At 34.6% G+C, this 18889-nt stretch carries 17 protein-coding genes; 6 read left to right on the top strand and 11 right to left on the bottom strand.

Annotation, left to right across the window (positions count from 1 at the left end; genetic code table 11):
• Positions 1-61 precede the first annotated feature (61 nt).
• From D8M03_RS02375 to D8M03_RS02350, 6 genes are all read left to right on the top strand, one after another.
• Positions 62-775 carry a hypothetical protein gene (locus D8M03_RS02375; RefSeq protein WP_121213077.1) on the top strand — a complete coding sequence of 238 codons (714 nt, stop codon included), beginning with the start codon at positions 62-64 and terminating at the stop codon, positions 773-775.
• Between the two features lie 121 nt (positions 776-896).
• A complete protein-coding gene (locus D8M03_RS02370) occupies positions 897-1979 on the top strand; it encodes a type III polyketide synthase (RefSeq protein WP_121213076.1) in 1083 nt (360 codons plus the stop codon).
• A 4-nt stretch (positions 1980-1983) separates the two neighbouring features.
• Positions 1984-2547 (top strand): isoprenylcysteine carboxyl methyltransferase family protein, encoded by a 564-nt coding sequence (locus tag D8M03_RS02365; protein WP_245987428.1) that lies wholly within the window; start codon positions 1984-1986, stop codon positions 2545-2547.
• A 412-nt stretch (positions 2548-2959) separates the two neighbouring features.
• Positions 2960-3382, top strand: a complete 423-nt coding sequence (locus tag D8M03_RS02360; protein WP_414674141.1) for a DUF1641 domain-containing protein — start codon at positions 2960-2962, stop codon at positions 3380-3382.
• Positions 3383-3426: 44 nt separating this feature from the next.
• On the top strand, positions 3427-4611 hold the full coding sequence (locus D8M03_RS02355) for an NAD(P)/FAD-dependent oxidoreductase (protein WP_121213074.1): 1185 nt from the start codon (positions 3427-3429) through the stop codon (positions 4609-4611).
• A 323-nt stretch (positions 4612-4934) separates the two neighbouring features.
• Positions 4935-6143: an MFS transporter gene (locus D8M03_RS02350; protein ID WP_121213073.1), complete on the top strand. Its 1209-nt coding sequence runs from the start codon at positions 4935-4937 to the stop codon at positions 6141-6143.
• 38 nt (positions 6144-6181) lie between these two features.
• On the opposite strand, the gene D8M03_RS02345 is transcribed toward D8M03_RS02350, so the two are convergent.
• The 11 genes from D8M03_RS02345 to D8M03_RS02295 form a co-directional block, all read right to left on the bottom strand.
• Positions 6182-6790 (bottom strand): DedA family protein, encoded by a 609-nt coding sequence (locus D8M03_RS02345; protein ID WP_121213072.1) that lies wholly within the window; start codon positions 6788-6790, stop codon positions 6182-6184.
• A gap of 251 nt (positions 6791-7041) precedes the next feature.
• Positions 7042-7950, bottom strand: a complete 909-nt coding sequence (locus D8M03_RS02340) for an ABC transporter ATP-binding protein (protein WP_121213071.1) — start codon at positions 7948-7950, stop codon at positions 7042-7044.
• Complete coding sequence (locus D8M03_RS02335) at positions 7940-8998, bottom strand: ABC transporter ATP-binding protein (protein WP_121213070.1); 1059 nt, start codon at positions 8996-8998, stop codon at positions 7940-7942. Before D8M03_RS02335 ends, D8M03_RS02340 begins: the two co-directional genes overlap by 11 nt.
• A gap of 15 nt (positions 8999-9013) precedes the next feature.
• On the bottom strand, positions 9014-9949 hold the full coding sequence (locus D8M03_RS02330; protein ID WP_121213069.1) for an ABC transporter permease: 936 nt from the start codon (positions 9947-9949) through the stop codon (positions 9014-9016).
• Positions 9949-10878 (bottom strand): ABC transporter permease, encoded by a 930-nt coding sequence (locus D8M03_RS02325; RefSeq protein WP_121213068.1) that lies wholly within the window; start codon positions 10876-10878, stop codon positions 9949-9951. Before D8M03_RS02325 ends, D8M03_RS02330 begins: the two co-directional genes overlap by 1 nt.
• Positions 10879-10984: 106 nt before the next feature.
• Positions 10985-12622 (bottom strand): peptide ABC transporter substrate-binding protein, encoded by a 1638-nt coding sequence (locus tag D8M03_RS02320; protein ID WP_121213067.1) that lies wholly within the window; start codon positions 12620-12622, stop codon positions 10985-10987.
• Between the two features lie 385 nt (positions 12623-13007).
• Positions 13008-13916: an ABC transporter ATP-binding protein gene (locus D8M03_RS02315; protein ID WP_121213066.1), complete on the bottom strand. Its 909-nt coding sequence runs from the start codon at positions 13914-13916 to the stop codon at positions 13008-13010.
• Positions 13909-14961, bottom strand: coding sequence for an ABC transporter ATP-binding protein (locus D8M03_RS02310; RefSeq protein WP_121213065.1), 1053 nt, complete (start codon positions 14959-14961; stop codon positions 13909-13911). Before D8M03_RS02310 ends, D8M03_RS02315 begins: the two co-directional genes overlap by 8 nt.
• A 14-nt stretch (positions 14962-14975) precedes the next feature.
• Positions 14976-15908 (bottom strand): ABC transporter permease, encoded by a 933-nt coding sequence (locus D8M03_RS02305; RefSeq protein WP_281272144.1) that lies wholly within the window; start codon positions 15906-15908, stop codon positions 14976-14978.
• Entirely contained in the window at positions 15905-16834 is a 930-nt protein-coding gene (locus D8M03_RS02300) for an ABC transporter permease (RefSeq protein ID WP_121213064.1), read from the bottom strand. Before D8M03_RS02300 ends, D8M03_RS02305 begins: the two co-directional genes overlap by 4 nt.
• Before the next feature lie 110 nt (positions 16835-16944).
• Complete coding sequence (locus D8M03_RS02295; protein WP_121213063.1) at positions 16945-18597, bottom strand: peptide ABC transporter substrate-binding protein; 1653 nt, start codon at positions 18595-18597, stop codon at positions 16945-16947.
• Between the last annotated feature and the right edge of the window lie 292 nt (positions 18598-18889).

Genomic DNA, 18889 nt, shown 5'->3' with positions numbered 1-18889 from the left:
ATCACTATCTAAAAAAGTAAATTTAAATCTATTAAGCTTCATAAAGGAGATTATAATAAATATGCAAAAATACGAAACGAAGTTAAAGAAAGTCTCTTATAACTATGAGCAGCTAGAATACATAGTCATTAATAAATGCCCTCATTGTAATCTTGATATTCATCCAAAAGCTGAAGACAGTAAAGACTTAGAAAATGAAAACTTTAAAATTCGCGTGATTTCCCTCTCCTGTCCATCTTGTAAAAATTTTTATTTTATTGTAAACGATTTTGGAGATGGATCATCGACAAATGGGAAATATCTCTTTTCTATTCCAATGTATGGTTTTAATGAGCATTCTTTAATTAAAAATACGTCTAAAAAATTTCAAAGCCTCTACACACAATCCATTAATGCTGAATTACTAGGCTATAAAGATATTTCATTTTTCGGCTATATAAAATCCCTTGAAATTTTACTAAAAGATATTGCCATTATCGAACACCCTGAAGCAGAAGATCAAATTCTCTTTTGTAGCCTTACTACATGTTTAGAACAGTTCCATGCAACAAACATCCACCTGTTTTCTAATAAGTTATTAGAAGTATTAAAATGTGATTATTTACATTATCAAAAATCGGATTCTTTCTTTTCCTATATTGAACTTGTAAAGGATTGCATCGGTTATTTCCTACTTTATTTAGAGCTACTATTGAAAACAATCATGATAAATGAAAATAATAAGCTAATAAGTGAAACAAACAGGGGAACATTTAAAACCTCCTTATCAAATTAAGCTGATATAGAATGTTTAAAACATTCTTTATCAGCATTTTTTTAATTTACGCACTCTAACATCTTTTTTGCATATTTGAAATTTACCTGGAGAAAACTATAAAAAAGAGGAGATTTTAATTATGCCCAAAATTGTTTCCATAAGTACATATGATCCCCCGCATATTTTGAAACAATCAAATATTGAGCAATTAACGAAAGAACTTTTTCATGATAAAATTCCACAACTCGAAAGATTATTAAAGGTTTTTCAAAATGGTGAAATTGAACAACGTCAATTTTGTATCCCATTAGATTGGCATAGAAAAGAGCACACTTTTGGTGAACGGAATGACTTATATATAAAACTTGCAACGGAATACAGTGTAGAAGCAATTAAAGCCTGTTTAGAAAATCCTCAATTTTTAGAGCAGCCAATTTCTGTAGAAGAAATTGACGCGATTATCTTCGTTTCGAGTACTGGCCTATCAACTCCAAGTATTGATGCTAGAGTAATGAATAAAATGAAATTCTCTGATCGTATTAAGAGACTTCCAATATGGGGTCTAGGTTGTGCAGGCGGTGCTTCTGGTGTTAGTAGAGCCTTTGATTATTGTCTCGCTCACCCTACAGAAAAAGTTCTTGTAGTGTGCGTTGAATTGGCTAGTCTAACTTTCCAACAAAACGATTTTTCAAAAAGTAATCTCGTAGGTGCCTCACTCTTCGCAGATGGTGTTGCATGTATTTTAGTATGTGGTGACCAAGTATTAATGAATACGAAAAAGCCTATCCCTCATATTTTAAATACTGCTTCTAAATGGATGCCTAATTCTTTGGATGTGATGGGTTGGGACATTAAAGATGATGGTCTGCATGTCGTATTTTCTAGAGATATTCCTAGTATTATTTCCACATGGCTAGGTCCCTTTATTCACGATTTCCTCAAGGAAGAAGGCATCTCTGAAAAACAAATTGATAATTTTGTTGCCCATCCAGGTGGAAAAAAAGTATTAAAAGCATATGAAGAAGCATTGCAGCTTACTGAAGAACAAACTGCTATTTCCCGTTCCATATTAAAACAACACGGAAATATGTCTTCCCCTACTGTTCTATATGTTCTAGAACAATTCATGTTAAAGAAAACCGAACCAAATACTCATGGGTTATTAGTCGCTCTAGGACCCGGTTTTAGTGGAGAAGCAGTACTTTTACAATGGAGGGAATAAGCGGATGATCATAGTCGCTATCATTTCTTTTGTCATCGTTCAAAGACTAGTTGAAGTTTTCGTTGCAAAAAGAAATGAGAAAAAAATGAAATCATTAGGTGCATTTGAAGTCGGACAATCCCATTACCCATTTATGTTAGCTCTGCATATAAGTTTTTTTATAAGTTTAATTGGGGAAATTCTTATTTTTAACAGACAACTTTCCCCTCTTTTTATTTGGCTCTTTATTTTATTTTTATTAACTCAAGGGTTACGTATTTGGTGTCTAACTTCTTTAGGACAATATTGGAACACTAAAATTATTATCTTGCCAGGAGCGAATGTTGTAAAAAAGGGCCCATATTTATTTTTTAGACATCCTAACTATTTAGTTGTATGTATTGAAATTCTTGTACTCCCTCTTATGTTTCAAGCATACTTTACTGCGATATGTTTTACGCTATTAAATTTTGCAATGCTTTCAGTTCGCATTCCACTAGAAGAACAAGCATTGATGGAAGTAACAAACTATAAAGAGAAGTTTAAAAAGAACATTTCAACACACGTAGCGAAGGATAATCATAACTAATTTAGATAATTCCAAACTATACTTTAGATTAATTTTAGAATTATCATATAAATAATAGAAATGCCACTTTATTATTAGAAATACCTTTCAATAAGTCGTATAATTCAAAGTGATTATGGTACACAATATTCACAAAAAAGTAGTTTTTTGTAGCTTTTTTCCAAATTATTTTTATCCAAACAAATTTAATTGCTAGCGGTGAGACATTATTTATAATACAATGTAAATTTTTAGTGCTTTTGTAGTTTTTCATCAATACTTTTAGAAAAGGTCTATTGTTTACTATGTTTTTATATATTATGATGTTTTACGTGGGAATGGTAAAATAGCTATGTTTTATTTAACAAATGGCTATTTGTGAAATATTTTTCAAACTTTTTAGTTAAAAAGAAAACTACAATGGAAAAGGAGAATGAAAATGTCAGAAGAATTGATTCAAGCTCAGCAGGCTGTTAGCAAAGAAAAAATAGATATACTTGATCAATTATTAAAACCTGAAGTTCAAGAATCGTTAACGACTTTAGTAGAAGCATTACCAAAATTAGCTGAGGTTGTTACTCTTCTAACTAAAGCCTATGACATGGCTCAATTAGTCGCTACAGATGACGTACTTAAAAATGATACTGTAAACGCAATTAAAGAAGTTTCAGTACCAGTTATCGACTCTGTTAAAGGCTTAGCTTCAGCTGCAATTGAAGCAAAAGATCGTGCAGAAGAAACAAACGAAACAATCGGCTTATTTGGATTACTAAAATTATTAAAAGATCCAGAAGCACAAAAACTGTTCCGTTTTGCCAACGCATTTTTACAAATCCAAGCTGAACGTAAAGCTTAAAGTATAAATTCAGTTCATTAATTTAATAAGGACGGAGGATAATCATGTCAAAAGAAATCGTCATCTTAGGTGCAGGTTATGGTGGATTACTTACTGCACTTAAATTACGTCAATTTGCAAGCAACGATGAAGCGAAAATTACCGTTGTAAATAAATACCCGACTCATCAAATCATTACAGAATTACACCGTTTAGCAGGTGGAACAATTAAAGAACCTGCTGTATCTTTTTCTTTAAACAAATTATTCAAAGGAAAAGATATTAACGTAGTTGTTCAAGAAGTAAAATCTTTCAACGTTGATAATAAAGAAGTTTTCCTAGCAGATGGATCAGTTTTATCCTACGATAATTTAGTTGTTGCTTTAGGTAGCCAAACAGGTTTCTTCGGTATTCCAGGACTAGAAGAAAATAGTATGGTATTAAAATCAGTTGACGATGCAAACCGTATCTATGCACATATTGAAAGCAAAATTGAAGCATATGCACAATCAAAAGATTTAGCTGATGCAACAATCGTAATCGGTGGTGGCGGTTTAACAGGTGTAGAACTTGTTGGCGAAATCGTCGATAACTTCCCTGCTATCGCTAAAAAATACGGTGTAGATTTCAATGAACTTAACATTAAGCTAATTGAAGCTGGTCCAAAAATTTTACCAGTACTTCCAGATGACTTAATTCAACGTGCTACTGAGTCATTAACTAAACGTGGTGTAGAATTCTTAACTGGCCTACCTGTAACAGGTGTAGAAGGAAACAAAATCTCATTAAAAGATGGCACTGTAATTACAGCTAACACATTCATTTGGACTGGTGGAGTTGCTGCTCTTCCAATCGTTCAAGAATCAGGTCTTGCTTGTGATCGTGGTAAAGCAACAATTAACGAATATCTTCAATCAACATCTCACCCAGATGTATTTGTTGTTGGGGATGCATCTGTTGCTCTTCCTGCTGATGGTGGTCGTCCATTATATCCACCTACTGCACAAGTTGCATGGCAAATGGGTGAAACAGCTGGATATAACATTTTCGCATTAATGCGTGGTCAAAAATTAGAACCATTCAACCCAATTAACTCAGGAACACTTGCAAGCCTTGGACGTAAAGATGGTGTAGCACTTGTTGGTGGTAACAACATTCCACTTAAAGGCCTTCCAGCTACATTAATGAAAGAAGCAAGTAATATCCGTTACTTATCACACATTAAAGCTTTATACGGTCTAGCTTATTAATACTTAAAATATAAAAAAGAAGATTCCAGGCATTCTGGAATCTTCTTTTTTTAGGCTCTGGATAATAGCTATATGAACAATATATAATGTAGGTTATTTTCACTTACTAGTACCGAATTGTTGTTCGTAGTGGAGGCAGCGAGTGTAGCTGGCGGCATTCACCTTTCGCTACAGAGCTAAACTTTCTGCGTGAAGCGTCGGTCGGAACGGAGAACTACTCTGCAACAATGAACTATTTTACAATACACCATTAATCTCACTATGAAATTAACAATATAGGGGTATAATGGTAAATACGAATTGAAATTAGAAGGTGAGACATTATGAGTGAAACTAAAGCTACTCTTAATAATCCCATTTATCCTGTTATGATTGCTATTGGAGTAGCTCATTTAATAAATGATACAATGCAATCTGTCGTTCCAGCCATGTTTCCTTTACTTGAACGAGATTTAGGGCTAACTTTTACTGAACTCGGGATTATATCTTTTGTATTAAATATGTTTTCATCAGCCCTTCAACCAGTTGTTGGGTTTGTAAGTGATAAGAAACCAATGCCTTTTGCGTTGCCTATTGGCATGATGAGTTCTTTTGTTGGATTAACGATGCTCATACTAGCAGAGCAATACTGGTTAATATTACTTTCGGTATTATTCTTAGGATTCGGTTCGGCAGTTTTCCACCCCGAAGGATCCCGGGTCTCTTTTATGTCTGCTGGGAATAAACGAGGACTAGCTCAATCCATTTATCAAGTTGGCGGAAACTCAGGACAAGCATTAGCTCCTTTGATTAGTGCATTTATTTTAGACGTTTATGGTCAACGTGGTGCAGCGATTGTATTATTACTCACAACACTTGGAATTGCGATATTATTAAAAATTTCAAGATGGTATGTTCGTCAATTACAGGCAGAAAAATTAGCAATGAAAAAGAAAAAAGTACTGGTTTCATCACTACCTCCTTTAACGAAAAAACAAGTTGGTATTGCTTTAACACTTTTAATGGTCATTATTTTTGCCCGTTCATTTTACACAACGAACATTACAAACTTTTATGTATTTTATTTAATGGATCATTATGATTTAACACTACGTCTAGGACAAGTATTTATTTTCATTTTTATGGCTTGTGGTGTCGTTGGTACATTCTTTGGGGGCTCCCTATCAGATCGAATTGGTCGAAAAAATGTCATCTTACTATCTGTTGTTGGGCCACTACCGTTCTGTTTACTACTACCATACATGCCGATATGGTTAGTTTTAATCTTTTTAATCATTATTGGCACATTGATAATGATTAGTTTTTCGGTTACAGTGGTGTATGCACAAGAACTTGTCCCAAGTAAAATTGGAACTATGGCTGGTTTAACAACAGGATTCGCCTTTGGTATGGGAGCAATCGGTGCTGTTGTTATAGGATTTTTACTTGATAAAATCGGAATCGCAAGTACGATTCAAATCATCTCCATTCTACCAATTTTATTAGTCGTAGCGTTCTTTTTACCAAAAGATAAAGTAGAAAAACCTGCATAAAAAAGCAGATCGGGCATAAACCCGATCTGCTTTATTTATTACTTTCTCAACTTCTTTTGATAGAAACGAATAACAATGACAAAAAACACAATGGCAATTGCTGCATAGGCAATATTCGAATAAATGTCCATATAATGAACAATTGTTTCCCACTGTTCTCCGACAGCTGCACCGATATTTACTAATACCATATTCCAAATTAACGTCCCTAATGTTGTTAGCAAAAGGAAAATACCAAAGTGCATTTTAGCTAGTCCAGCAGGTAAAGAAATTAAACTTCGAATTAATGGTATAAAGCGGCAGAAGAAGACTGTCCAAACTTCATACTTTTCAAACCAAGCATTTGCTTTATGAATATCTCTACTTGTTAATCGTAAAATTCTCCCCCATTTATCTACAAATCGCTCAATACGATGAATTCCTACAATAGCTCCAATTCCATACAAAATAATTGCACCCGCAACAGATCCGATCGTTGAAGCAATGACAACTCCCATAACCGATAAATCGGTTTTAGTTGTCATAAATCCACCAAATGTTAAGATTACCTCTGAAGGAATTGGTGGAAATAGGTTTTCCAACATGATAAGTAGAAAAACACCTATATAACCAAAGTCCTCCATTATGGTTGTGATCCAACTTTCCATTCCTTCTCTCCTTATGTATAAATTATCTCGACACATTAACTATAATGCTACTTTATAATCTAATCCTATTCAAATAGTTTCCTTAGATTTGCATTGTTTGGTTTTTAAATATTTTAAAGTATATGTACGTGTGGAAGTATTCTTTCATTTCCTAAAGTAATTTCTACAAATTTGTATGAAAAAAATAAGCCAACGAATAGTTTTCGTTGGCTATAATATAAGACTACTATTTAAAATGATAGGTTCCCCCATTATTTCTTCCATTTTCTAATTTGACTTTCTGAACCGTAGACAAAGTGATTTGGTAAAACTTCATGCACTTTCATTTCTTCGGTAGTTTCCTCATGATTATACGGTATTCTTTGACGTTTTCTTTCTGTTAATGGATCCGGAAGTGGAACTGCAGATAATAAAGATTTTGTATATGGATGAATTGGGTGATTATAAATTTCATCCGCAGAGCCTAACTCTACAATTTTCCCTCTATACATTACAGCAATTCGGTCACTAATATACTTTACCATTGATAAATCATGGGCAATAAATAAATATGTTAAGTTACGTTCTTTTTGTAATTTTTTCAGTAGATTTACTACTTGTGCTTGAATCGATACGTCAAGAGCAGAGATTGGTTCATCGGCAATGATAAAACTTGGGTCTAAGCTTAGCGCGCGGGCGATACCGATACGTTGACGTTGACCACCAGAAAACTCATGGGCATATCGGTTAGCATGCTCACGATTTAATCCTACAGCTTCTAGCAACTCTCCAATACGGTTACGACGCTCTTGTTTATTTTTATAAAGGCCATGAATATCAAAACCTTCTGCGATAATTTCACCCGCTGTCATACGTGGGTTTAATGATGCATATGGATCTTGGAAAATCATTTGCATTTCTCGATTGAACTGTTTCAACTCTTTGCGAGATTTACCAGCATGGATGTTTTTCCCTTTAAATAAAATTTCTCCATCTGTAATATCGTAAAGGCGAATAATAGAACGACCTGTTGTGGATTTACCACATCCAGATTCTCCTACTAAACCGAGTGTTTCTCCTTCATATACATCAAAGCTAATACCATCTACCGCTTTAATAGGATTATTCGAAGGGCCGAAATATTGTTTTAAGTTTTTTACTTCTAGCAATTTATTTGCCATTATTTTCAGCCTCCTCTAAATAGCCTTGGATTCTTTTTTGTATTGCATCTGGAATTGGAATTTGCGGTGCATCTGGGTGTAGAAGCCAAGTTTTCGCATAATGTGTATCTGATACTTTAAACATTGGTGGCTCCATTTCATAATCGATAGCAAGGGCAAATTCATTTCTTGCTGCAAAAGCGTCTCCTTTTGGTGGGTGAATTAAATCCGGTGGAGATCCTGGAATTGTACGCAACTCTTCTTTTTCGTTGCTCTTCAAGTCAGGCATCGAACCTAATAGTCCCCATGTATACGGATGTCTTGGATTATAGAAAATATCATTTACTGTACCATACTCTACAATTTGACCAGCATACATAACAGCTACGCGATCAGCTACATTTGCTACAACACCTAAATCATGCGTAATGAAGATAATCGATGTATTTCGTTTCTTTTGAATATCCTTCATTAATTCTAGGATCTGCGCTTGAATTGTTACGTCTAGCGCAGTAGTTGGTTCATCGGCAATTAATAGTTTTGGATCTGCTGCTAATGCAATGGCAATTACTACACGTTGACGCATCCCACCACTAAATTCATGTGGATATTGACGGAAACGTTTTTCTGGCATTGGAATACCCACAAGTTCTAATAATTTAATTGCACGCTCTTTTGCTTCTGCACTAGATACATTTTTATTATGTTTTAGAATTACTTCTGTTATTTGTTTTCCTACGCGCATTGTAGGGTTAAGCGCTGTCATTGGATCTTGGAAAATCATCGCAATTTCATTACCACGTACTTTTGACATTTCTTTTTCTGTAAGTGGAACGATATCACGACCATCAAACAATATTTCTCCACCTGCATAAATTCCTGGTGGTTGTGGAATCAGTTTCATAATTGCGTTACTTGTAACACTTTTCCCTGAACCTGATTCACCAACGATTGCAAGAGTTTCTCCTTCATAAAGGTCAAAACTAACGCCACGTACAGCTTTAACAACACCTGCATATGTTTTGAAGTTAACTTGTAAATTATTAACTTCTAGCAATTTCTTTTTCATCGTTTTCACCTTCTTCTATTTACGTAATTTAGGGTCTAATGCATCTCGTAAACCATCACCAACCGCATTGAACGCGAAAATTGTTAGCGAAATAAACAATGCCGGGAAGAATAAACGCCATGGTGCAGAAGTTAAAGCTTTATTCCCCTCAGAAGCCATTGTTCCCCAACTTGCTGTTGGTTGTGGTACTCCTAGCCCTAAATAACTTAAGAATGACTCTGTGAAAATCGCAGAGGGAATTGTTAATGTCATTGTTACTAAAATTGCTCCTAAAGCATTTGGAACTAAGTGACGCATAATTAAATGTCCTGTACCTGCTCCTAATGTTCTTGCAGCTAATACGAATTCTTGACTTTTAATCGATAGTACTTGTCCACGAACAATACGTGCCATGTTAACCCAACCTGTAATCGATAAAGCGATAATCATTGGGATTAAACCTGGTTCTAGTACAACTAGTAAAATAATAACTACTAATAGATATGGAACAGCTGATAAGATATCGGCAATACGCATCATAATGTTATCAACGCGTCCACCAGCTAAACCTGAAATACTACCCCATAATACACCGATGATTAAGTCAATAATGGCTGCTGTAATCCCGATAAATAACGAAATACGTGCCCCAACCCATACACGAACAAAAATGTCACGTCCTAAATCATCTGTCCCAAACCAATGGGCTGCAGAAGGGGGGGCATTATAAATCCCTAATTGCTCACGGTAACTATATGGTGAAAATATTGGTACAAAAATCGCCATTAATACAACGATAGCTAGAATAACGATACCGAAAATCGCCAATTTATTTTGAGAGAAGCGAATCATTACTTCTTTCCAAAACGACACTGATTTATCAGCCAATTTTTCATTTTCATTTGTACGACCACCGACAACTTTAAACATGTCAGGTGAAAGCTTATCAAATTGTTGATGTTGTTGTGTCATTATTTTTTCGCTCCTTTCAATTTAATTCTAGGGTCAATTACACTGTATAAAATATCTACAATTAATACTGCAAATAAAAGGATAATTGAATAGAAAACAGTTGTACCCATGATTACTGTATAATCACGGTTTGTAATACTTGTTACGAAGTGTTTTCCTAATCCTGGGATGGCAAAAATTTGTTCAATAATGAAACTACCTGTTACTACCCCAGCTGTTAATGGGCCTAAGTATGTAACAACCGGAAGTAATGCATTTCGTAATGTATGTTTAAATACTGTAGTCCATTTACCAAGTCCTTTTGCTCTAGCCATTTTGACATAATCACTGCTACTTTGTTCTAACATGCTTGAACGAGTTAACTTAGCAATGAAACCTGCGTGTGTGATAGCGATTGCAGTGGCAGGTAATATACTATAGATAAAACCTTTCCATCCACTTACAGGGAATAAATCTAGCTTAAACGCTAAGAAATACTGCATTAAACCTGCTAAAATAAACGAAGGAATAGAAATACCTAATACTGCTATTGTAGACGACAAATAGTCTGGTAAGCGATTATGGTATAGTGCAGAAATAACTCCCATTAATATTCCTAAACCTACTGAAATTAACATTGCTTCAATCCCTAAAGTTAAAGAAATAGGGAAACTTTCAGCAATAATATCATTTGTTGAACGCCCTTTATATTTCATTGATTCTCCAAAATCTAATGTCACAGTATCGATTAAATAATCCTTGTATTGAACGTACCAAGGATTATCTAATCCATATTTAGCATTTAATTGCGCTTCTATTTGCGGTGGAAAATCACGTTCACTTGCAAAGGGACTACCAGGTGCCATTTGAATTAAGAAAAATGTTGCAGATACGATAATGTACAGAGCAATCAAAATGTATACTAATCTTTTAAAAATATACTTTAGCAAAATCGTCCCCTCCTTATTATAAAAAAATTAATAAGTACAAAAAGCTGCTCTAAATCGAGTTAACTCGATCGAAGCAGCTTTTGTACTATTACAGAGCTGTTAATTATTATTTGTTAATATCAACATATTTTAGGTAAATATTACCAAGTTGGTCTGGTGCCATGTTTTCTACATAATCTTTCTTAACTGAAAGGTTTGTGTAGTAGTAAATTGGTGCGACAGGGAATTCTGTCATAGCAATTGCTTCTGCTTGTTTTAACAGTTCAATACGTTTTGCAGGATCAGTTTCTTTTGCAGATTGTTGTAATAATGCAGCGTAATCAGCATTTTCCCAACCTGTATCATTGTTACCGTTTTCTGCAGAATCAAATTGTTCTAAGAATGAATATGCATCGTTGTAGTCAGCAATCCAACCCATACGTGCAGTATCAAAGTCTAAAGCAGTTAATTTATCTAAGTAAACTTGCCATTCTGAGTTATCAATTTTAACGTTGATACCTAAGTTTTTAACCCAGCTTTCTTGGATATGTTGGGCGATAGCTGAGTGAGCTTCACTAGTGTTAATAGAAATACCAATTTCAATTTGGCTTGGGTCAGTAATACCAAGCTCTTTCATACCAGCTTCAAGAGCAGCTTTTGCTCCTTCAATATCATTATCTTTGAAGTATCCTTCTGAATCTTCAAATCCCGCAACCCCAGTAGGAACCATACCTAGAGCTGGTGTTTGTTCACCTTTAGTAATGTTGTCAATTAAGCCTTGACGGTCCACAGCAAGAGTTAACGCTTTACGGATGTTAACATTTGAAGTGTATTTACCAGTTGTGTTGAACTTGTACCAGTAAATTGCAGAATAAGGTTCGATATTTAAAATACCTTCTTCGTTATAACGATCGATTGCATCAAGTGCAACTGTTCCGAATGGAGCTCCTAAGAAATCAATTTCTCCAGCGTCAAACATTGTAACAGTTGTTGTTTCAGACTCAACCATTGAGATATTTACTTTGTTTAGAGCAACATTTTCAGCATCCCAATAATTTTCGTTTTTTTCTAAAGTAACTGAACCACCATGTTGCCATTCAGTTAATTTGAAAGGACCATTTGTTACATAAGTTTCGCCAGCTTCTGCATACCAAGTATCATTTGCTTCTGCAGTTGCTTTGTGAATTGGGAAGTATGTTTTAAATGATGTTAATTCTAAGAAGTATGGAGTTGGATTTTCCAATGTAACTTCTAAAGTTTTTTCGTCAACAACTTTAATACCTAAATCTTCTTCTGATCCTTCACCTAAATTATAAGCTTGAGCGCCTTTAATTGGATAAAGAATAGAAGCATACTCTGATGCATTAGCAGGGTTTAATGCCCATTTCCATGCATATTCAAAATCGGAAGCGGTTACAGAATCACCATTTGACCATTTAGCATCACGTAAAGTGAATGTATAAGTTAGTTGATCATCACTAATTTTTACATCTTCTGCAGCGGCGTTTACAACTTCACCGTCTTTTACAGTTGTTAAACCTTCAAATACGTTTTGTAAAATAACGCCTGATGTACTATCAGTAGCTAATCCAGGATGAAGTGATGGTGGTTCAGAAGCAATAACTAAGTTAATTTCTTTTGAGCCTTCTCCACCTTTATCCTCTGAAGCACTCTTATCCTCTTCTTTCCCTCCAAAGTTACATGCAGTTAACACTACTGATAAAGCAAGTAACAGAGTAAGAAGGAGAATGTTCTTTTTCTTCATAAAAATTCCCCCTAAATTTTTCGTTAATATATATTTCCCATTTTTCAGAAAACTTTTCTTGGCAAAAATCAACTTTCAGAAAAGTGGACAATTAACATTTATTATATTAACAAAAAGTTTGCAATAAATAAACAAAAAAGAAATTTTTCTGATATATTAATATTTTCCGAATATTATAGGGTTTTTACTTGTAAATAAATTACATTTAAAATACATTTTATGTAAAATATTATACTATTTCAACACTAATAATTATACTTAAAAAATAATTAACAATTTTCTCATTATTTCGAATTATGGGATGTAAAATCACTCCATAAAAAAACTGCACCTCCCATGTTAGTTGCCTAACAATTGAGGTGCAGTTTAAATTGACTTTTAAGCATTATTTATTCCACTTTTTAATTTGTTCTTCAGTACCATATACAAAATGACCTGGTCTTACTTCATGTAATTTCGCTGTTTGATCCGATTCTTCATGTGAATACGGAATTCGTTGGCGCATTCTCTCCGTAAGAGGATCTGGTAATGGAACCGCTGATAAAAGCGATTTTGTATATGGATGAATTGGTTCGTTATAAATTTCATCGGATGTACCTAATTCCACAACTTTTCCTCGATACATTACCGCGATACGATCACTAATATATTTCACCATCGATAAATCGTGGGCAATGAATAAATAAGTTAAATTTCTTTCCTTTTGTAATTTCTTCAAAAGATTAACAACTTGAGCTTGAATCGATACGTCTAAAGCAGAAATCGGTTCATCCGCAATAATGAAGCTAGGTTCTAAACTTAATGCTCGCGCAATTCCAATACGTTGACGTTGACCACCAGAAAACTCATGGGCATAACGGTTTGCATGTTCACGGTTTAAACCAACCGCTTCTAATAATTCCGCAATCCGTTCTTGTCTTTCTTTTTTATTTTTATAAAGACCGTGAATATCAAAACCTTCTGCGATAATTTCTCCTGCTGTCATACGTGGGTTTAATGATGCATATGGATCTTGGAAAATCATTTGCATTTCACGGTTAAACTCTTTTATTTCTTTGCGAGATTTAGATGCATGAATATTTTTCCCTTTAAACAGGATTTCACCATCTGTTATGTCGTATAGACGGATAATTGATCTACCTGTTGTAGATTTTCCACAACCAGATTCACCTACTAAACCTAGCGTTTCACCCTCATAAACATCAAAGCTTATTCCATCAACTGCCTTGATTGGATTATTAGAAGTACCAAAGTATTGTTTTAAGTTCTTTACTTCAAGTAATTTTTTAGCCATTTCTTTGTGCCTCCTTCAAATAACCTTCAATTCTACGTGAAATTGATTCAGGCACTTCCACTTTTGGGGCATCAGGATGTAGTAACCATGTTTTTGCAAAGTGTGTTTCTGACACTTGAAACATTGGTGGTTCCATTTCGTAATCAATAGCTAAAGCAAATTCATTTCTTGGAGCAAAGGCATCCCCTTTTGGTGGTTGAGTTAAATCCGGTGGTGAACCAGGGATAGTTCTTAATGCTTCTTTTACATTATTTTTTAAATCTGGCATGGAGCCAAGTAGTCCCCATGTATATGGATGTTTCGGATTATAGAAAATATCATTCACTGTACCGTACTCCACAATTTGACCCGCATACATAACAGCTACACGGTCGGCAACGTTTGCTACAACACCTAAATCATGCGTAATGAAGATAATCGATGTATTTCGTTTCTTTTGAATATCCTTCATTAATTCTAGGATTTGCGCTTGAATTGTTACGTCTAGCGCAGTAGTTGGTTCATCGGCAATTAATAGTTTTGGATCTGCTGCTAATGCAATGGCAATTACTACACGTTGACGCATCCCACCACTAAATTCATGTGGATATTGACGGAAACGTTTTTCTGGCATTGGAATACCAACAAGTTCTAATAATTTAATTGCACGCTCTTTTGCTTCTTCTTTTGATACCTTTGTATGTTTTAAAATTACTTCCGTTATTTGCTTCCCTACGCGCATTGTTGGATTTAATGCAGTCATTGGGTCCTGGAATATCATTGAGATGTCGTTACCACGTACTTTTGACATTTCCTTTTCACTTAATGGAACTAAATCTTTTCCATCAAATAAAATTTGACCCTCCGCATAAATACCAGGTGGCTGTGGTATCAGTTTCATAATCGCATTACTCGTAACACTTTTTCCTGAACCAGACTCCCCTACAATCGCTAAGGTTTCGCCTTCATATAAATCAAAGTTCACTCCACGAACAGCTTGTACAATGCCTGCATATGTTTTAAAGTTTATCTTCAAATCTTTTACTTCTAGCAATTTTTTACGCATCTTATTCACCTCTTTTATTTACGTAATTTCGGATCAAGTGCATCTCGTAAGCCGTCACCAACCGCATTAAATGCGAAAATCGTTAGTGAAATAAACAATGCTGGGAATAATAAACGCCAAGGTGCTGAAGTTAATGCTTTGTTCCCTTCAGAAGCCATTGTTCCCCAACTTGCTGTAGGTTGTGGTACCCCTAACCCTAAGTAACTTAAAAACGACTCTGTGAAAATCGCTGAAGGAATCGTTAATGTCATCGTTACTAAAATTGCACCCAATGCATTTGGAATAAGATGCTTTTTAATTAAATGCCATGTATTTGCACCAAGAGTTCTAGCAGCTAATACATACTCTTGGTTTTTAATCGATAAAACTTCCCCACGAACAATACGAGCCATATTAATCCATCCTGTAATAGATAAAGCAATAATCATTGGTAATAAACCTGGCTCTAATACTACAAGTAGAATAATAACAACAAGTAAATACGGTACTGCAGAAAGAACATCCGCGATACGCATCATAATGTTATCTACACGTCCACCCGCAAGACCTGAGATACTTCCCCAAAGAACACCGATGATTAAATCAATAACGGCAGCTGTTATACCAATAAATAAAGAAATACGCGCCCCTACCCATACACGCACAAAAATGTCACGTCCTAGATCATCTGTACCAAACCAGTGACTAGCAGATGGTGGTGCATTATATATACCTAACTGTTCTCGATAACTGTAAGGTGATAAGAAAGGAACAAAGATGGCCATTAACGCAATGATTGCTAAAATGACTATTCCAACTATCGCAAGTTTATTTTGTCGGAATCGTAGAAACACTTCTTTCCAAAACGATACAGATTTAGCAGCAAGTTTTTCATTTTCTTCGGTGCGAGTTCCTACAATTTCAAACATTTCAGGTGAAATCTTATCATGTTGTTTTGTTACCATCATTTTTTCGCTCCTTTCAATTTAATACGTGGATCAATGACACTATATAAAATATCTACGATTAGTACTGCAAATAAAAGAATAATTGAATAAAAGACTGTAGTTCCCATAATAACAGTGTAATCACGGTTAGTGATACTAGTAACGAAATGCTTACCTAAACCAGGAATTGCAAAGATTTGCTCGATGATGAAACTTCCTGTTACAACTCCAGCTGATAGTGGTCCTAAATATGTAACAACCGGTAATAATGCATTTCGCAATGTATGTCGGAATACTACTGTCCACTTACCAAGTCCTTTCGCCCTTGCCATCTTGACATAATCACTATTCTTTTGCTCTAACATACTTGCTCTTGTTAATTTTGCAATAAACCCTGCATGTGTGATAGCGATTGCAAAAGCAGGTAGAATACTATAAATAAAGCCTTTCCATCCACTAACCGGGAATAAACCTAATTTAAAGGCTAAAAAGTATTGCATCAGTCCTGCTAAAATAAATGAAGGTACCGATATCCCTAGTACTGCAATAGTAGATGAAATATAATCTATAGCACGATTATGGTAAAGTGCCGCAATTACACCCAATAAAATACCCATTCCAATAGATAAAATCATGGCTTCAATACCTAAACTTAAGGAAATTGGGAAACTTTCTGAAATAATATCATTTGTTGAACGTCCTTTGTATTTCATGGACTCACCAAAATCAAAGCTGATTGTGTCAATTAAATAATCCTTATATTGGATATACCACGGATTATCCAATCCATATTTCGCATTCAATTGTTCTTCTATTTGCGGTGGAAAAGCACGTTCACTTGCAAATGGACTACCTGGTGCTAACTTCATTAAAAAGAATGTAGCAGTGACAATAATATAGAGAGCAATGAGAATATAAACTAATCTTTTAAAAATATACTTAAGCATACTTTAGACCCCTCCTCTTTCTATTAATATTAATCGTAAAAAAGGCTGCGATAGATCGATTTACTCGATATATGCAGCCTTAAGATCATAACCTTTTTTTAGTTAATAGATTACTTTTTAATGTCTACATATTTTAAGTAGATATGACCAAGGATATCTTGTTCCATACCTTCAACGTAATCTTTCTTAACAGATAGGTTTGTATAGTAATAGATAGGTGCTACAGGAAATTCTGTCATTAAAATTGCCTCTGCTTGTTTTAATAAATCTAAACGTTTAGCAGGGTCTGTTTCCTTATTTGATTGCTCAATAAGAGATTTGTATTCTGGGTTTTCCCAACCTGTATCGTTGTTACCGTTATCAGCAGTTGCATACATTTCTAAGAATGTGTAAGCATCGTTGTAGTCTGCAATCCAACCTAAACGACCGATTTGGTAATCTAATGTACTTAGTTTATCAAGGTATACTTGCCATTCTGAGTTATCAAGTGTTACTTCGATACCTAAGTTTGTGCGCCAGCCCTCTTGGATAAATTGAGCGATAGCTGAGTGAGCTTCAGATGTATTGAATGATAATTTGATATTTAATTCTTTTGGATCAGAAAGACCAAGTTCTTTTAATCCAGCTTCTAAAGCTTTTTTCGCTTCTTCGATGTCATTATCTTTGAAGTAGCCACGGTCTTCTTCAAAACCAGAAACCGCAGTTGGAACCATACCTAATGCAGGTGATTGTTCACCTTTTGTTACGTTGTCAATTAAGCCTTGACGGTCAATTGCAAGTGTTAATGCTTTACGAATGTTAGCATTAGACATAACTTTATCTGTTGTATTGAACTTGTACATGTAAATTGCTGCATAGTCTTTAATGCTTAAAACGCCTTCTTGTTGGTAGCGCTCAATAGAATCTAATGCTACAGTTTGGAATGGTGTACCTAAGAAATCAATTTCACCTGCATCAAACATAGTTGCAGCAGTTGTTTCAGATTCAACCATACCAATGTTTACTTTATCTAAAGCAACATTTTCAGCATCCCAGTAGTTAGCATTTTTCTCTAAAGTCATTGAACCGCCATGTTGCCATTCAGATAAAACGAATGGTCCGTTTGAAACATATGTTTCACCTGCTTCAGCAAACCAGTTTTCGTTTGCTTCTGCTGTTGCTTTGTGAATTGGATAGTATGTTTTAAATGCTGTTAATTCTAAGAAGTATGGAGTTGGGTTTTCTAAAGTAACTTCTAAAGTTTTTTCGTCTACTACTTTAATTCCTACATCTTCTGCAGAACCTTTACCTTCATTGAAAGCTTGTGCGCCTTTAATTGGGTAAAGAATTGATGCATATTCAGATGCATTTTCTGGAGTTAATGCAAAAATCCATGCATATTTGAAGTCTTCTGCTGTTACAGGTTCACCATTTGACCATTTAGCATCACGTAAAGTGAATGTATAAGTCAGTTGGTCATCGCTGATTTTTACATCTTCAGCAGCAGCGTTAGTAACTTCACCGTTTTTATAAGTTGTTAATCCTTCAAAGATATTTTTTAATACACCGTTTGAAGTACTGTCAGTTGCAAGTTGTGGGTGCATTGATGGTGGCTCTGAAGTTACAACTAAATTTAGTTCTTTTGGACCTGAAGATGTTTCTGTAGATTCATTTCCATCTTTTGAGTCTTCTTTAGCAGGCTCTTCTTTGTCGCCGCTACAAGCTGCTAATACTAGAGTTAAAGTTAGTAACATTAGCATTAAAAGCCAGTTCTTTTTCTTCATGTTTTTCCCCCTCTTTCTTTGTTTCCCTATTTTCTGAAAATAGGATTAACAACATCATCATAGCAAAAAAAATTTCACAAATAAACTAAAAATTTACTTTTCTACGAAAATTTTCAGTATTCTCTATATTAATATAATTCCTTGATATAGTAGCATTTTATCTAACTATCGATTTAAATTGCTAATATACTAAAGCGATTAAATACTATATTTTAAGTAGTTATTATTATATCAATATCTCATAAATTATCAGAAAATTGTATAAATTAGTATAAAAGTATTATTGATTTTT

Source organism: Ureibacillus endophyticus (assembly GCF_003628435.1).
GTDB lineage: Bacteria > Bacillota > Bacilli > Bacillales_A > Planococcaceae > Ureibacillus > Ureibacillus endophyticus.
The sequence above is the reverse complement of the archived record's forward strand: the minus strand, read 5'-3'. Positions and strand labels throughout refer to the sequence as shown.

Bases quoted from the DNA above. Each gene is read 5' to 3' on its own strand.
- D8M03_RS02360 (WP_414674141.1), top strand. From the start codon at position 2,960: ATGAAAATGTCAGAAGAATTGATTCAAGCTCAGCAGGCTGTTAGCAAA.
- D8M03_RS02315 (WP_121213066.1), bottom strand. From the start codon at position 13,916: ATGGCTAAAAAATTACTTGAAGTAAAGAACTTAAAACAATACTTTGGT.
- D8M03_RS02295 (WP_121213063.1), bottom strand. From the start codon at position 18,597: ATGAAGAAAAAGAACTGGCTTTTAATGCTAATGTTACTAACTTTAACT.
- D8M03_RS02300 (WP_121213064.1), bottom strand. From the start codon at position 16,834: ATGCTTAAGTATATTTTTAAAAGATTAGTTTATATTCTCATTGCTCTC.
- D8M03_RS02335 (WP_121213070.1), bottom strand. From the start codon at position 8,998: ATGAAAAAGAAATTGCTAGAAGTTAATAATTTACAAGTTAACTTCAAA.
- D8M03_RS02355 (WP_121213074.1), top strand. From the start codon at position 3,427: ATGTCAAAAGAAATCGTCATCTTAGGTGCAGGTTATGGTGGATTACTT.
- D8M03_RS02340 (WP_121213071.1), bottom strand. From the start codon at position 7,950: ATGGCAAATAAATTGCTAGAAGTAAAAAACTTAAAACAATATTTCGGC.
- D8M03_RS02345 (WP_121213072.1), bottom strand. From the start codon at position 6,790: ATGGAAAGTTGGATCACAACCATAATGGAGGACTTTGGTTATATAGGT.
- D8M03_RS02320 (WP_121213067.1), bottom strand. From the start codon at position 12,622: ATGAAGAAAAAGAACATTCTCCTTCTTACTCTGTTACTTGCTTTATCA.
- D8M03_RS02370 (WP_121213076.1), top strand. From the start codon at position 897: ATGCCCAAAATTGTTTCCATAAGTACATATGATCCCCCGCATATTTTG.
- D8M03_RS02310 (WP_121213065.1), bottom strand. From the start codon at position 14,961: ATGCGTAAAAAATTGCTAGAAGTAAAAGATTTGAAGATAAACTTTAAA.
- D8M03_RS02305 (WP_281272144.1), bottom strand. From the start codon at position 15,908: ATGATGGTAACAAAACAACATGATAAGATTTCACCTGAAATGTTTGAA.
- D8M03_RS02365 (WP_245987428.1), top strand. From the start codon at position 1,984: ATGATCATAGTCGCTATCATTTCTTTTGTCATCGTTCAAAGACTAGTT.
- D8M03_RS02375 (WP_121213077.1), top strand. From the start codon at position 62: ATGCAAAAATACGAAACGAAGTTAAAGAAAGTCTCTTATAACTATGAG.
- D8M03_RS02350 (WP_121213073.1), top strand. From the start codon at position 4,935: ATGAGTGAAACTAAAGCTACTCTTAATAATCCCATTTATCCTGTTATG.
- D8M03_RS02330 (WP_121213069.1), bottom strand. From the start codon at position 9,949: ATGACACAACAACATCAACAATTTGATAAGCTTTCACCTGACATGTTT.